The 13,657-nt window shown below is 61.4% G+C and carries 16 protein-coding genes; 1 reads left to right on the forward strand and 15 read right to left on the reverse strand.

Annotation, left to right across the window (positions count from 1 at the left end; genetic code table 11):
* Positions 1-396 precede the first annotated feature (396 nt).
* Positions 397-891, forward strand: coding sequence for a hypothetical protein (locus JK199_RS13540; protein ID WP_077931800.1), 495 nt, complete (start codon positions 397-399; stop codon positions 889-891).
* Positions 892-1,540: 649 nt separating this feature from the next.
* Here the strand turns inward: JK199_RS13540 and JK199_RS13545 are convergent.
* From JK199_RS13545 to JK199_RS13615, 15 genes are all read right to left on the reverse strand, one after another.
* Positions 1,541-2,317 (reverse strand): phage baseplate protein, encoded by a 777-nt coding sequence (locus JK199_RS13545; RefSeq protein ID WP_212376932.1) that lies wholly within the window; start codon positions 2,315-2,317, stop codon positions 1,541-1,543.
* A 15-nt stretch (positions 2,318-2,332) separates the two neighbouring features.
* On the reverse strand, positions 2,333-3,922 hold the full coding sequence (locus JK199_RS13550) for a hypothetical protein (protein WP_212376935.1): 1,590 nt from the start codon (positions 3,920-3,922) through the stop codon (positions 2,333-2,335).
* Complete coding sequence (locus JK199_RS13555; protein WP_212376937.1) at positions 3,903-4,040, reverse strand: hypothetical protein; 138 nt, start codon at positions 4,038-4,040, stop codon at positions 3,903-3,905. The genes JK199_RS13550 and JK199_RS13555 overlap by 20 nt, the downstream gene beginning before the upstream one ends.
* Positions 4,041-4,054: 14 nt before the next feature.
* Complete coding sequence (locus JK199_RS13560; RefSeq protein ID WP_212376940.1) at positions 4,055-4,522, reverse strand: hypothetical protein; 468 nt, start codon at positions 4,520-4,522, stop codon at positions 4,055-4,057.
* Positions 4,523-4,575: 53 nt separating this feature from the next.
* Positions 4,576-5,013, reverse strand: a complete 438-nt coding sequence (locus JK199_RS13565; RefSeq protein ID WP_077931110.1) for a phage tail fiber protein — start codon at positions 5,011-5,013, stop codon at positions 4,576-4,578.
* 239 nt (positions 5,014-5,252) lie between these two features.
* Positions 5,253-6,416, reverse strand: coding sequence for a DUF3383 family protein (locus JK199_RS13570; protein WP_212376943.1), 1,164 nt, complete (start codon positions 6,414-6,416; stop codon positions 5,253-5,255).
* On the reverse strand, positions 6,413-7,036 hold the full coding sequence (locus tag JK199_RS13575) for a phage neck terminator protein (RefSeq protein WP_212376946.1): 624 nt from the start codon (positions 7,034-7,036) through the stop codon (positions 6,413-6,415). The genes JK199_RS13570 and JK199_RS13575 overlap by 4 nt, the downstream gene beginning before the upstream one ends.
* A complete protein-coding gene (locus JK199_RS13580) occupies positions 6,985-7,374 on the reverse strand; it encodes a hypothetical protein (RefSeq protein WP_212376948.1) in 390 nt (129 codons plus the stop codon). Before JK199_RS13580 ends, JK199_RS13575 begins: the two co-directional genes overlap by 52 nt.
* Positions 7,371-8,033, reverse strand: coding sequence for a hypothetical protein (locus JK199_RS13585; RefSeq protein ID WP_212376950.1), 663 nt, complete (start codon positions 8,031-8,033; stop codon positions 7,371-7,373). The genes JK199_RS13580 and JK199_RS13585 overlap by 4 nt, the downstream gene beginning before the upstream one ends.
* 105 nt (positions 8,034-8,138) lie before the next feature.
* Entirely contained in the window at positions 8,139-8,567 is a 429-nt protein-coding gene (locus tag JK199_RS13590; RefSeq protein ID WP_212376952.1) for a DUF4054 domain-containing protein, read from the reverse strand.
* Positions 8,568-8,623: 56 nt separating this feature from the next.
* Positions 8,624-8,944 (reverse strand): hypothetical protein, encoded by a 321-nt coding sequence (locus JK199_RS13595; protein ID WP_212376954.1) that lies wholly within the window; start codon positions 8,942-8,944, stop codon positions 8,624-8,626.
* Between the two features lie 128 nt (positions 8,945-9,072).
* On the reverse strand, positions 9,073-10,110 hold the full coding sequence (locus JK199_RS13600) for a major capsid family protein (RefSeq protein WP_212355779.1): 1,038 nt from the start codon (positions 10,108-10,110) through the stop codon (positions 9,073-9,075).
* Entirely contained in the window at positions 10,107-10,610 is a 504-nt protein-coding gene (locus tag JK199_RS13605; RefSeq protein ID WP_212376956.1) for a structural cement protein Gp24, read from the reverse strand. The genes JK199_RS13600 and JK199_RS13605 overlap by 4 nt, the downstream gene beginning before the upstream one ends.
* A gap of 3 nt (positions 10,611-10,613) precedes the next feature.
* Positions 10,614-11,924, reverse strand: a complete 1,311-nt coding sequence (locus JK199_RS15870) for a DUF2213 domain-containing protein (RefSeq protein ID WP_244985168.1) — start codon at positions 11,922-11,924, stop codon at positions 10,614-10,616.
* Between the two features lie 95 nt (positions 11,925-12,019).
* Positions 12,020-13,654, reverse strand: coding sequence for a DUF1073 domain-containing protein (locus JK199_RS13615; RefSeq protein WP_244985172.1), 1,635 nt, complete (start codon positions 13,652-13,654; stop codon positions 12,020-12,022).
* Between the last annotated feature and the right edge of the window lie 3 nt (positions 13,655-13,657).

The raw sequence follows: 13,657 nt of genomic DNA on the forward strand, positions 1-13,657 counted from the left end.
TTGCAGGACAGCGCGGAGCCTCAGACAACACTCTCTAACAATCCCATGATAATAGCGTATGAAAAGGAAGAAAAGGCAATACAGGCGTGACAGAGGCCTGATTTGAAGAGAAATTCTATAGAAGTCATAATAAAAACGTCATATTAACACGAGAAAATCATATTTTGTCAGGAGAGAAATATTTTATGCGCCGTCTCTCCTCTTGCATTGCATGAAAAGAGCACTGTAGCGTAATAACTCTGTACGTCTTGATAAAAGCTTTTTGGACATGGTGTGAGGATAGTCGGGAAAATGAAGTGTCGTCTCTGGGGTCTGTTTGCGGTTACCTCGCTCTCTGTCGGTTTAAGTGGCTGCGGGTATTTTGATTCCCGCTCTGCCCATAAAGCACAGATCGCGATGCTCGGGATGACATCCTACGATCTTCAGGCCTGCGCGGGGCTGCCGTCAGCCACCAAACAGATTAATGATACGACGCAGATTTTTGTCTACACAGGCTCTCAGGCCGCGCCGAGCTATGGTGGCTCCACGCTTATCCCGGTGGGGGATATCTCAACCCTTGTCAACGTGCTGGGCGGCGGTGGCGGCACGGGCTGTACGGCTGTGATCCGTCTGGATAATGACCGCGTTTCCGACGTGCATTATACCGGTAATGATGATGAAATGATCGGTACGGACGGCGTGTGCTCGATCATCACCCGTGGGTGTGCCCGCCAGCCGGAAGGCACCATGAACCGCTCTACGGGCGGGATTTTTGGTCCTGTTTCGGCCTTCCACCCGCCCAGAACGCCGCAGCAGTCTCCCTCTGCGACTTATTCCAAACAGTCCGGAAATGTTGAGCTGAATACCGAGAAGAAATCTGCCGCCCCGATTATTGTGCCGCGGACCCAATAAAAACTGGTCGGAAAAAGCTGATTTAACCGGAAAAGGGGGTGTTGCACGGGCAACATCCTCTTTTTTATTGATGGGCTGCATCAGATGTTTGGGGTACGCTGGTAAGCCGTGAATGACGGGATGCCTGTGAAAAGGCTTTTTCTGTCACCCAGCGCAAGGCCGTGCGGCCTTCTTCCTGTGTTAAAACCCCGGAATCCACATCCTGTCCGACCGTCAGAGAGGCAAGGTCTATTTGCAGTAACAGTCTCGACTGTGCGCCGAGAGCCGCTGAGCCATACTGGGTATGAGCCTGATAAATACAGGTGAAGCGCTGAGACGCTGTGCCTTTTGCGAACGGGTATTTTGAAAAACAGCCTGAGACCGCAGCGTGCATATCCCCTCTGCCATGATCATCCGCGCACCCCGAGAGCAGCAAACCGACAGTGAAAAGAGCAAGTACCCGCGCAGGGTGGACAGACCATATGGACGGCGCCGGGCGACTTTTATGGACTCTGGCAGAACAAAAGGCGTTTTGGAGAAATGTCATGATCCGCGCATGTATCACACAAAATGAAAATTTCTTTCCAAGGAATAAAGAGGATGATGCCGGAAAGCCAGAGGCGGGCGTGTATTTTCCCGCTCTGGCATTAGAGTGTGACAGTATGCGGCGCTAAAGCGTGTTTTTCAGCAGGGTTGCCGCGTCCAGAGTATTGTTCGAGATGCTGGCAGAAGCGGTCTGGAAGGAAGAACCGGACGCCATCAGGGACCGCGCCGAGACCAGACCGGTGCAGACCGTGCGGCTGCCCTGCGGGGTTTGTGTCTGTGCAAAAGTCTGTGTGCCGGTCAGCCTGACTTCCTGAAGGGTAATTTCCACCATCGGCATGGTGATACCGTGCCGCGCATCCCGCACCCAGCGATGGCCGGTAATACTGACATTGCTGTATTTCCGCTCGGGTGTGATGACTGCGTAGAGCGAGAGGTCAGCTTCCAGTGCTGCCAGCGTATTGAAAAATGTCTTGCGAACATAAAGGGCTTCCACGCCTGCAAGGCGCGTGAGGTCCATCCCGGAAAAGAGGCTGGCTTCCGTGCCGGACAGTCCGGTTTCCGAGCCATCACACACCATCAGCACGCGATGCTGCCGGGGTGTCTGCACTTTGCTGTAGGACAGAAATGCGCCGTCCTCCAGCGGGGCTGTGGCGATGGGGCTGCTGCTTTCCGCCGAGACGGACATGACGCGGGCGGCGGACAGAACGCAGGTTCCGGCACTGGTAAAAATACCCCACTGGCCAGCGGCCTGACTGATCATCAGATCATCCAGCACCGTGCCGAGGCTGACGGAGGCTGCTGCCCGGATGCCGGTTGTGACGGACTGCCCCAGCAAGGCGGGCACGCCTGCGGCAACGGGGATATCCCACACCGAAGGCAGGGTGACGGGCACCATGGGCATGGGAGGCTTCCTTTTTTAAACGGTGCCGATTGTGGCGAGGCTTGTAAGGGTGTGGCTGTCCCCTCCCCCCAGCCCTTGCAACGCCTGCGCGATAGCGTGCGGATTTCCGGACGGGACGGTGATGGTGACCGGGCCGATATGGGTCGTGGTTATGGGGCGCGTCGCATTTATGCCGGAGGCGGTGGAACGAGACGCGGCCGCGTTGAGCAGAGGCGAACCCGGCAGATAAGGTTGCGTTGCGTGCATGCGGCCTGCGTAATCCTGCAAACTGGCGAGGGCGCGGGAGAGTGTGCGGGTTTCTGTTCTGAGCACGTCCGTCGGGGCGGTGTGCCGTTGCGTCCGCGCGGTGGGCATTTTTTCGGGCAGGAAGCTGAAGGGGAGGCGCTGACCGGCTGCCGGTCCGGAGAGATTTTTTGGCTTATCCGATCTGAGAAACTTCTGGTGTGATCTACCGTATTTTGAGGAGAACGCTCTTGTAGCAAGAGGCGTTCTTTCTCCTGTCTGCTCTGCGGGCTGATGGAGGGAGGCGTGTGATCCGTCGCTTTTCCGTGCCGTGTGACGCGCGGCCTGCATCATGAAACGGGCCAACGCGGAGGACGCTATACGGTCTGATTGCGGGGGATGTGAGCGGGGCATGGCTGACTGTAAATTTGCAGATTTTTTTGGGTCAGCGGACGGGGTGGCAAAAGCTTTTGCTTCCGCATGCTGAGAAAGAGAGAGCGGATGCGTGCTGAGGACCGCCATACCGGAGCGGGCGACCGGACGTTCAGCGACCGGGAGAGACAGAGTGCGGGGCAGACTGCCGGAGCGTGGGGTGTGTTGCTCCGGGTGTGTGCGGACTGGTCTTTCCTGCAAGATGCGGTCTGCGGGAAAAGCTTTTCCTGTTTTTGAGAACCCGGCTTCTGACTGATTCTGCGGAAAATTGTGAGAGAGTCTGCGCTTTTGATCAGAACTCTGACTGGCCACTGGCAAAACAGAATGACCGATGTCGGCGGACCGGGGCTGGCGGGCCGCAGACAATGAAACAGGCTGGGAGAATAAGGCCGGGTTCTGCTGTGAGACGGCCGCAGCAGAGGGGATGCTGAAAGGGGCGGCCTGTTGAATACTATGCGGGGCAGTATGGGAGGTGGTGGCTGACAGGAGGCCGGCTGGACTGGAACGCGGTATGACCGGGAGAGCGCGGAAAGGTGGCCTGAGAAACGGGGCCGCGGGGGGTGTCTGGTTTTGCCGCGATGTGCGCGCCCCGGAGGAGGCAGGGGCGGCAGAGCCGGACGTGGCGGGAGACGCCGGGAGCGGGCTGGCACTGGAAAGGCGCGGGGCCGTGCGGCGGGAGGGGGTTTGACTGGACGCCGTGTTCAGTTCGGCCAGAAGGCGGTTCAGGCCGCGCCCACCGCTGAGGACGGCCAGAAGACTGACAGCTTCCCCGCGCATATGGGCCAGTGCTGTGGCGGCCTGTGTGCTGGCCTGACGGGTGCCGGTGCCCATCTGCTCAGCACTCTGGCGCAGTTTGTCCAGAAGCTGTGTGGTCTGACGGGCCTCGGATTGCAGGGCGGAGGTGTCCAGCCCCAGCCGGACGACCAGTTCATCAATCAGCATTTCCGACATGCGTGGCGTTCCAGTTTCTGACGGACAGGATTTCCAGAAGATCGTAAAGATCTTCACTGTCATAAAGGGTTTTCAGCTCATGCAGGGTGGCGAGGCCTGCTGTGATGACCGCTGCCACTGCTGGCGAGACTGTTACACAACGGACGGGCAGGGTTTCTCCTGCGCGGTGTCTCCCAGCAAGGCCGCCACGACGGGGAAGAGCTGGTGTGCGGCGGCCAGCAAAAAACCCACATGCAGGCGGAAGGCTTCTGCACGGACAAGGCCAAGGGTTTCCGGTTCTTCAAAATCTGTGGCGATAACGGCGCGGGTTGTCTCCGGGTGGGCGGGGTCCGGCCGCAGCGCGATGCACTGCATGAGGCGGTCCAGTGCGCGGTCCAGATCGGCTTCTTCCATAAAGCCGAAAATTTCAATCCCCAGACTGGCCAGACCTGCAACCCCGGCCTCCGCCAGATCCGCCCCGACCCGCGCGCCACCCCGAATGGCGGCCTGAAGGATATGACGTGCCCATTTATCGGCTGAAAAGGCGTCCATGCGCGTCAGGACAAAGCGTTTGCCTTCATCCGCCCCGGTTTTACTGTGCGTATACTCAACTGTTTTCATGAAAAATGTCCTGAAATGAAGGCGGAGCGGAGACCGGGGATTTATGGGGCTGCTCAGATGGCGGCAGGCAGAACACGTTCCCATGTGATTTCAAAATGGCGGGCTTCCAGCACCCGGCCTGCTGTGGGCACGCCGACGATGGAACGCAGCAGGCCACGCACCAGGGTATATTTGCGCCCGATGGCGGGAATCTGGATTTCAGCCCCCATGCGATACAGGCCGCGACGGGCGTCCTGTGCCATGACAATGGCTTCAAAAATCAAAGCACTTTCACTACTCGCGGCCAGAGCGATGGTCTGGGTGACGGGGTTGGGAATCCAGCCTGCGTTGAGATAGCCGTCGATACTCATTGCGGTTTCAGCGAGTTCGCGCGCTTCTGTTTCAAACGCGCGGTCGGCAGCATAATTTTCCAGCGTGATGGGCGTGTTGTACAGCCCCGGCACGGTGATGGTGTAAACGGAATTTGCGGCTGTAATGTCATAATCAGACATGCAGGCGGGGCTCCTTGCAGGGGGTTTTATGGTGCGGGTTGAGCAGAAAAGTGTGTCGGGGCATTTTGTTGCCCCGTTGCGGTGCGTCTGCCGGACTTTGACCGGGATTTTGGCCTGAGCGTGACTGCGCAGCCCTCTATCTGTTTTTGACTTCGGTCTTTTTATTATGGGTTTTTCAGCCAGTTTTTTAGCCGGTTTTTTACTGCGGACTTTTCACTAAAGTCTTTTTGCTCTGGTCTTTACTGGGCTTCTACAGAGGCCAGAGCGATAGACTGCACAGACTGACCATCCATGTAGAAAAACCGGCCCTGCACGGTGCCGCGTGCGGCGCGGACAGCGGCGGATGTGGTCGAGGCACCCGGCAGAAGATACCAGCCACGGGTCGAGAGAACGGTATCAATACCCCGTCCGGCATCCGCATTGACGGCCTGCTTCTGCGCATCGGACAAAGTGACATTGGGCTGGATGGCCCCGAAGGACAGGGCGGTATCAATCGTGCTCTGTACAGCGGTGGCGATCAGCGAATCTCCGACGGCGTTATAGGGGATCTGCCCGGCGCTGGAGAACAGGGTGATGAGGTCATTCTGGAAGCTGGCGTTCATCCAGATCTGGTTGATATAGCTATCTGCCCAGCTAAATGGGCCGGAGACAGCCCCGTTATTCAGAAAACTGAATGTGGAGTCTGTACTTTTGTAAGAGCCATAAAAGCTGTAGCCATTCCCGAGCAGAGCCTGCGCCTGTGATGCTGTAAGACTGGTGAGGGGCAGGACCGCGCTGTTGTTGCGGAACATCAGCGTTGTGCGCCCCCCGGCCCGGTTGGGGTTGAGGCTTGCGGCCCAGCCGAGGCACAAGGCGGCGGCTAGTGTGCCACTGTTATTCTGCGCATTGCACAGGCAGGTCAGGCCCGGTGTGCTGGCTGCCGCAACGGTCGCCCCGAAGCTGGTTGTGGCATTGGCGCTGAGGATGGACGCATCACTATCCTGCACCACGCCCCAGTAGCGGTTGGGGTGCGCGGCCAGCCATGTGGCGATCTGGGTTTTGGCGGCGGCTTCCGGCTCGGACGCGAACAGGAAGGGGGACCAGTCCGTGGCCTGATCGGCCGCGGTGGAGAGATAGGTGCCGTATTCCTCCGCAACGGGCGTGGCGGGAAGCTGGAAGAAATAAAGTTTTTCCGGCGTATCCTGCGCGTTTGTGTAAGCCGAGAAATAGATGCTGGCGATACTGGCTTCCACAGAGGTTGCGCCACAGACAGCAGAGACTTCCTCCGCTGAAGCGAATGAGGAAACGCCAGAGGACAGCGCCGTATTCTGGGAAAAGACCATGCCGTTGAGCAGGCTGACAGTGCCACCCGGAGAGAGAACGCCCGGTGTGACGGTGACGAGGGAGCTGATGGGAAGCGTCATGCTGAAGGAGAACCCTGTGAACTGGTGACGTCTGCCAGCACGAGCCGGGCCGCAGACGCCATGGATTGTGGAAGTGAGAGGGCGAAGCTGGCCTGAAGATGCAGGTCGATCTGCCAATGCTCTTCATATTGCTGCTCTCCGTTGACAAACGGGAGCTGGCGGGCGGACCCGGCATAGAGGGGCGCAATGCGCGGGATGTCTGCCGGGCTGGCGGGCAGTCTTGCAGATGGAGCGGATGCAGCCGGTGCAGGTGCGCTTTGCTGAAACGCCGTGAAAAATTCTGCGGCCCAGCCATTCTGGAACAGGGTGCTGATGCGGTTCAGGTTGTCAGCAGCACCCTGCCCGAACAGGCTGACCTGCACGGTAACCTCCTGCTGTTGCAGGATGATGCGGCTGGTGGCCGTGTAGCGCGTGGCACTGGTGGCGACGGGCTGATGGAGCAGCACGGCCATAAGAGCAAACGGACCGTTGGGGGCGGCCATGCGGTTTTGTCTGGCGAGCAGCACCGGCACATCCGGCGGGAGAACAGCCAGCAGAAAAGCCCGCAGGGCGGTAGTCAGTGCTGCCGTTACGGGAGGCAGGCTGACGGACGCTGACGGGTAACCAGAAGTTTCGACCATTGGCCGCCTCCCCATGTTTCGGGCTGGCCTGTGACCAGCCACTCCGAGCCTTCAAACACTAAAATATCGCCGCCGAACTGGTGGGCGCGGTCGATGCCCTTGAGTTCCGCTGGCAGATAGACCACGCGCGTATCTGTGCTCTGGTTCAGCCCGGCAACCTGTGTGAGGTCCGCGCTGGAGGCCGCCTGCACCATGATACGGAGCAGGAGGTCCTGATAGAGCGGGGTGACTGTGCCATCGGGCAGTGTGCTGTGCCCCTCCTGCGCGCGGAGGGTTGCGATGATGGGGGGCGTCAGGCTGCTGATCTGCGCTGCGGCGAGGCGAAACAGGTTTTTCATGCGTCCACCTGAAAGCTGACGCTGTTTTGCAAGGTTCCTGTTTCCACCAGAGGGTTATCAAACCCTTTATGCCGGACTGTGGACGGGGCGTTGGGTGGGGTGTGGGTTTGCCGGATGGTATCCGTGATATCCGCCTGCATACTGTGCCCCACTGCGGTGAGAGCCTGTGAGGTGGAAGCGCGTGCTGTGAGGGTTCTCAAAAAAGTGTTGAAATTCTGGAGGCTCTCGGAAGAAGACTGTGTGGCCCCTGCCCCGCCAGAGGAAGTGCCTGCGCGTGTCCGAAGACTGACCCTGAGGGCATCTGCTAACTGACGCACCCATGCGTTGCGGCAGCGCGCGATGGTCTGGCGCAGGAACGGGCGTGGTGGAATGACGATAGGATGGCCACCCCTGCCCTGCACAACCGCGCCAAACTCCTGCACAGCAGCGATAGAGGCAACAGGCGTGCCGTCTGCTTCCGTAGCTGTTTTGAAAAACCCGGCTTTGACAGAGGGGGGCTGGGTGGAGGGCGTGCCGGGTGGTGTCGGACTTGGCGCGGAGGCGGGTTCGGGCTGATGTGTTGCGGTCGCTTTGGCAGGAGAGAAGGAGGCGGCCGTGGGGCTGGCTGACATGCGCGTGGGCGTGGGCGTGGGCGTGGGCGTAGACGCGAGTATGGGCATGAAAGCAGGGCTTTTTCTGACGGCGATTTTAGGGAAACGGGTGTAAATCCGTCTGACCGAAATCGGCTGAGACGCTGTGGGATGCGGCGCTATGAGAAGCGTCTGCTATGGCCATGACAGCGGGGTTTGCGGGGAACCCGGCACGTAGCGGGCGGTGCGCAGGAACGCCGTGGCCGCCCAGTAGGCGGCACCATAAGGCGTTTGCGTCCACCAGGACTGAGAGGCCGTGACCGGCCCCATGTCCGCCTCTACCGCGACACTGCCCATACGGGCGGACGTAATGCGGCCAACCAGTGCGGGCGGCTCCTGCCCGGCCGGAGCCGCCGCCCCAAACCCGAGTTGCGCCAGATGGGCGGTGATCAGCCCCAGCAGGATGGCGCGGCGGGAGAGGTTACTGACGGGTGAGGTTTCGTCATTTGCTAAAAACAGGCTGGCCTGATCAAAACAGGCCTGCGCGGCCTCTGCCCCGACTGTGGCGAAGAGCGCGGGATAGCGGGTTTGCCAGACCTGCGCGTCAAACAGCACGGAGGGCATTGGGACTTTCCTTCACGGAACTGGCTGAGAATAAGGATGGAGCCGCCCCCTGCACTTCAGGCCGGGGTGATGCCGGGGGCGGGCGTGGCGGGGTTGAGCGGTTCCGTGCCGGTGCGCAGGGCGGCCTGTTCCCGCGCCTGTCCGGTGGCTTTTTCCAGCGTTGTCTGCGCGAAGATCAGGCCGTTTTTCAGCAGCGGGAACTCCGCATAGGCGCGGGACCACGCGGCCCAGAACTCTGCCGGGATGGGGGTCAGGCCGTAGCCGCCGATCACGGCGGAAGCGCGGGTGCCCGCCAGCTCATGCCGGGCTTCCCCCAGTGACAGCACGAGGCCGTTGGGCAGTTTACAGCCGATGGTGACGGTGGAGGGTGTGGCCATGCCGGGATGTTTCCTTGCAGTGAGGGTATGAGAAAAGAAGGAGGATATGCCGCCGCGCTGATGGGGGCTTGCGGGCCAGAAAGGTGCAGGTCAGATACGTGCCAGCATGATGCTTAAGGGAGCAGTTTTTACAGGCCCGCCATGGTGGCGATGCCTGCGGGGACGTAGATGATGGCGCCCCATGTGCCCTGAGAGAGTTTCTGCTTCCATGCGGAGGCGTCCGTCACCACGGCGTGGGCACGCAGTTTTTCCGTAAAGGCGGTTTCTGCCGTTTTCTGTGCGCCGACATGCTCGGCCATGATCTGCATGGTCTGAGTGGTGCTGCCCGCGGCATCCCCGTACTCGACCGCCTGTACAAAACGCAGGTTGGGATAGGTATCTTTCAGGAGGGAGGCCGCAGACAGGCCGAAACTGTTACGGCGGGTCAGCAGGCCCATGCGCGTGGGGGACAGGCCGAGAACCATCGGGGTTTCCGTATCCACCAGCCCGGCGGTCTGGCTGCGGAGCTGGTTGATGAGGGCAATGACATCATCCTGCCGTTCTTCCGGCGTGGCGGCGGCCCAGCCGGTGCCGCCTGCGGCCTTGATGGCGGGTGTGATGGCGGCAGGCAGGCGCGGGTCATTCAGATACCCATACAGGCGCAGGCCGTTGATCCCGAAAAAATAAGTCTGGTTCTGGAACTTGTTCAGCTTGAGAGCCGCGGCTTCCCGCAGGCTGGCGGCCCACTGGAGGCGGGCCTGACCGGCCAGAGCCAGTTCCATTTCCCCCCACGAGACAAACACCTGATAATGGTAGGACTGGCGGTCGGGATAGGTGGGGTTCAGGCTGACCTGACCGTTGCCGTTCCAGTCCCCATAGCTGGAGACCTCGCCGGTTGTCTCGATCATCGGGAAAATGGCGGTGCGGGTCACCCAGTCCCCCTTGCGGACCTCACCCAGCAGTTCCGCCGCGCGCATGGGGGCGAAAGCGACCTTGATAAGGGCAGGATCGACCCATGCGCTCATGAAGGCCGGGATGCCGCCGCTGGCGGTGGTGGACAGTGCGGGCTGGGCGTCCTGCGCCAGAGCATCCGACGCGAGCAGGCTGTTGGCGATCATGCCGCGTGCTTCCGGCATGATGAAGCCGAGGCGATTGAGTTCTGCCAGATGTGTTGTGAAATCGCTCATACAGCGTGGCTCCAGCTTGAGATTTTGACAAGGTCACCCGCAGCACCAGCCGAGGCGACGTAAAAACGGGTCTGCACGGCACCGGAGACGGTGGTTCCGGCTGCGGCGGTGCTCAGACTGCCATCGGTTGTGGCGGCAAACACGGCCTGCCCCGGCGTGGCGGCGGTGGTGCTGGTGGCCCAGAAATCCCCCGCCGTGAACAGGCTGACCGGAAAACCCTGAGGGATGGTCAGGCTACTTTCATCAAACAGGCTGCTGATCTGGCCCGAAAGATCCCGATGCACGAAGCCGTCCGGCGCGGTGGTGGTGCCGCTGACGGGCGCGTTGGCCACGCTGCGGCCATCTGTCTGCACCCAGCCGAACGCGCCGATGGTGCACCCTCCGGCTGCGGCGACCAGAGCGCCCTCCCCTGCCGGAAAGGTGGCTGTGGGGTTGAGGGATGCGAAATCTCCCGGCAGGCCGGGGGCGGGCTGGGTGTTGATCTGTGTCTGAAAGGCCATGAATTATGCTTTCACGGTAATGCGGCCAAGGCCGAACGTGTCACGAAAAGAGACGGTTTTTTCAGCATCCATCCCGAGCGGGGCTGCTTTTTCCTTCAGGCGGGCAACCTGCTGGAACAGGGGCCTGTAAGCCTCTTCCGGCAGGCCGGTGAGGTCCATGCCCTGTTCACGCAGGGCAAAGCCGTAGACAGCGGTGGCGCTGTCCATCGTGACATCCCCCACAAACGGACGCACGGCGGCGCGGGCGGTATGGAGCGCTTCCATCCGGCGAATGACATCCGCTTCCGCCTGCTGGACGGCCTGTGTGAGGGCGGCGTCCATTGTGGTGGGGAGTGGAGCGGGTGCGGTGGTCGGGAAGCCGGAAGGCTGCGACGTGGACGGCATGGCAGGCATTACCGGGGGCTGTGTGCCGGGGCTGGTGGAGAGAACCGCCGGAGGATGGCTGGAGGAACCAGTGGGAACAGACAAGGGGTTTTCCGTTTTTGTTGGACTCGACTGTGTCTGTTCTGACGGCTGGAGTGTGGGGTGTGTCATGGAAGCATGATCCCTGTGGAGTGCGGGAGCGGAATCACCAATGATGGCGGTTTTCACACGTGGTTGCGTGACAAGGGCGAGGTGGTTGAACGTGATGTCTGTCATGGTCAGGCTGTACGGCATGCCACCGTGCACGCCGCCCTGTGGGATGGCGCGGTAGCGGTAGCCTGCTGAAACGGCGCGTTGCTGGCCGCTTTCTATGGCGGCAATGGCGGACTGGTCCCACACTGTCAGGCTGCCGATCAGGTCTGGGTTTTCAAACCGGACATCGCTCCCGACGGCACCTACTGTGATTTCTTTGGGGTGGTCCTGCGCGGAAACGGGCTGGTGCTGCATGAGGATGGGTTTGCCCGCCATGCTGGCGGCGGCGCGGGCGAGAGCGTCTGGGTCCCGATAGACCTGATACAGCTTATCAGGGTCCAGCCCCAGAGCCTCCGCGCCGGGAATTTCCGACCCGTAATACGGGCAGACCGTGGCGGCGGAGAGGATGCAGCGGGCAATGTGGAGGTGACCATCGACATCGGTGCGACGTACGGAACGGTCCAGCGCCAGAACAACGGCGTCCCGCCCTTTACCGAAGGGAGGAACTGGCGCGCAAAGAGCACCGGAACTGCGGGGAATGGTGGGGGCTGAAGCGGGATCTGAGGCGTGATTGAACATGAGAGAGGGTGCGGATGCTGATGCCGAAGCACGGTGGGCGAACGGGCCGGGTGTCTGGCTGGGAGGGTGCCCGGAACTGGCGGGAAGCGGAGGCTGAGCGGGCGGGTCAGGCGGCGTCATGCTTTGTCCTGTCTCGGGGTTTTGGGAAAAGGTCGTCTGCCCCGGAGCGTGGGCGGCTTTGGGGGATATGACCCGGACCGTGCCGGGAGGCGTGTTCAGGCCGCCGGGGGTGCGCCTGCAAGATTGACGGCGGCGTACTGGCCGCTGGTATCATGCGCGGTGCGGGAGCGGGCTTCCGTGGGAGTGATGATGCCGGAGCGGATGTTCTGGGCGTCGATCTCCGCACGGGTTTTCTGGAGCGTGGCGCGGGAGAGTTCATCCATCTGCCAGAGGGAGACGAAGGTGAAGTCGATCTCCGCGTCAATCTCGCCCCACAGGTTGAGCATGACCATGTGCAGGATGGTGGTCAGGTTTTTGCGGTAGAGTGTTTCCTGAAATGCGTGCACGCGGTCATAGAAAACGCGGATTTCTCCGTCCGCTGAGGCGTTCAGGCCGCTGGGGGTAATACCGGTGAATTTGACCAGCGGCTCCTGCGCCACCGCGCACATCTGCTCCTGTGCCTGCGCTTGCAGGCGGTCCAACCCCGCGAGGGGAGCGGCCAGAAGCTCCAGCTTTTCCCGGTCCTTATCCAGCACGAACGTGCCGCGATTTGAGCGGAAGCGGTTGAAGGCTTCCACACGGCTGAGGAGACCCTCCGGGTCCTGCGCGTAGGCGGACATATCTGTGGAGAGGGCCACGATGGAGAACGCATTGAGCAGGTCTGACACGGACTGGCGGGTGCGCAGCCAGTTGTCCACCGCCGGGCGGGCCATTTGTGAGAGCGACAAACCGCCGAAATTATAAGCGGGTTTCAGCAGATCCGGCACCGGGCGCGAGATGAACTGCAACAGCCGTGTGCTATGCAGCAGGCCGCCCTGCACCCACCAGCGGGAGGGCTGGTAGAACGCGGCACTGAGAGGGTTTGTGGTGTCATACTGGTCTGGCGTGGTCCAGACGGGTTCGATCGGCACGAGGGCGCGGAGGGAGCCTTTGCGGAAGGTTTCCGGCCGGAGCAGTAACGGGGCTTCCAGCCCGCCGCCGGTGCGGGGCTGGCCGGTATCCACATAGAGCAGACCCATGCCGTAATAGCCATCATACTCCGCCATGCGGCGCAGCACGTCCCGCACGTTCAGGCGGGTGAATTCCTGCTCCAGATCGGCCAGACGCTGTTTTTTGTCCGCTGTGCCACGGGCGCGGAAGGTGATCCATTCCCGCGTGGCCTCCGCCGCGATGACCTCCACCATATGCCGGTATTCGGCCCGCTGGGACATTTCCGCCAGACGAGGGTAACCGGGGAAGGCCACGCCCTCCGCCACCGCCTGCCTCAGCCAGCCGAGCAGGCCGGGACTGGTGGAGGCGGTACCGTCCATCGCCAGATGGGTACGGCCATCACCGCGCACGCCTCTGGGCGGCTGGTAGGGCCGGAAGATGTCTGCCTGTGGCGGAAGGCTTTGCGCACGCAGGGTTTCCGCCATGTCACGCGGGCCGATGCCGCGAGGGGCGTTCTGGCTGGCGGAAAGCGGGCTGCGCGGTGTGCTGGCTGAGGCGAGCGGAAAGCTGAAGCGCGGTTCCTGTCGGGCAGCAGGAGCTGCAGGAGGCGGGACATGGGGCTGAACTGGGGATGGGGTGGGTGAAAAACCTGATGGGCAAGGTGCAGGGGAGATCAGGCTGGCTGCGGGACCTGAGGAGGACCGCGCCGGGGATGCGAGATGTTCGGGAGACCGGGCGCGGGCCGGGAGCCAGCGGGACAGGAA

Origin of the sequence: Acetobacter persici, assembly GCF_018256955.1 — a bacterium.
In the GTDB taxonomy this organism is placed as follows: domain Bacteria; phylum Pseudomonadota; class Alphaproteobacteria; order Acetobacterales; family Acetobacteraceae; genus Acetobacter; species Acetobacter persici.

Bases quoted from the DNA above. Each gene is read 5' to 3' on its own strand.
- JK199_RS13540 (WP_077931800.1), top strand. From the start codon at position 397: ATGCTCGGGATGACATCCTACGATCTTCAGGCCTGCGCGGGGCTGCCG.
- JK199_RS13545 (WP_212376932.1), bottom strand. From the start codon at position 2,317: ATGCCCATGGTGCCCGTCACCCTGCCTTCGGTGTGGGATATCCCCGTT.
- JK199_RS13550 (WP_212376935.1), bottom strand. From the start codon at position 3,922: ATGTCGGAAATGCTGATTGATGAACTGGTCGTCCGGCTGGGGCTGGAC.
- JK199_RS13560 (WP_212376940.1), bottom strand. From the start codon at position 4,522: ATGAAAACAGTTGAGTATACGCACAGTAAAACCGGGGCGGATGAAGGC.
- JK199_RS13565 (WP_077931110.1), bottom strand. From the start codon at position 5,013: ATGTCTGATTATGACATTACAGCCGCAAATTCCGTTTACACCATCACC.
- JK199_RS13570 (WP_212376943.1), bottom strand. From the start codon at position 6,416: ATGACGCTTCCCATCAGCTCCCTCGTCACCGTCACACCGGGCGTTCTC.
- JK199_RS13575 (WP_212376946.1), bottom strand. From the start codon at position 7,036: ATGGTCGAAACTTCTGGTTACCCGTCAGCGTCCGTCAGCCTGCCTCCC.
- JK199_RS13580 (WP_212376948.1), bottom strand. From the start codon at position 7,374: ATGAAAAACCTGTTTCGCCTCGCCGCAGCGCAGATCAGCAGCCTGACG.
- JK199_RS13585 (WP_212376950.1), bottom strand. From the start codon at position 8,033: ATGCCCATACTCGCGTCTACGCCCACGCCCACGCCCACGCCCACGCGC.
- JK199_RS13590 (WP_212376952.1), bottom strand. From the start codon at position 8,567: ATGCCCTCCGTGCTGTTTGACGCGCAGGTCTGGCAAACCCGCTATCCC.
- JK199_RS13595 (WP_212376954.1), bottom strand. From the start codon at position 8,944: ATGGCCACACCCTCCACCGTCACCATCGGCTGTAAACTGCCCAACGGC.
- JK199_RS13600 (WP_212355779.1), bottom strand. From the start codon at position 10,110: ATGAGCGATTTCACAACACATCTGGCAGAACTCAATCGCCTCGGCTTC.
- JK199_RS13605 (WP_212376956.1), bottom strand. From the start codon at position 10,610: ATGGCCTTTCAGACACAGATCAACACCCAGCCCGCCCCCGGCCTGCCG.
- JK199_RS15870 (WP_244985168.1), bottom strand. From the start codon at position 11,924: ATGACGCCGCCTGACCCGCCCGCTCAGCCTCCGCTTCCCGCCAGTTCC.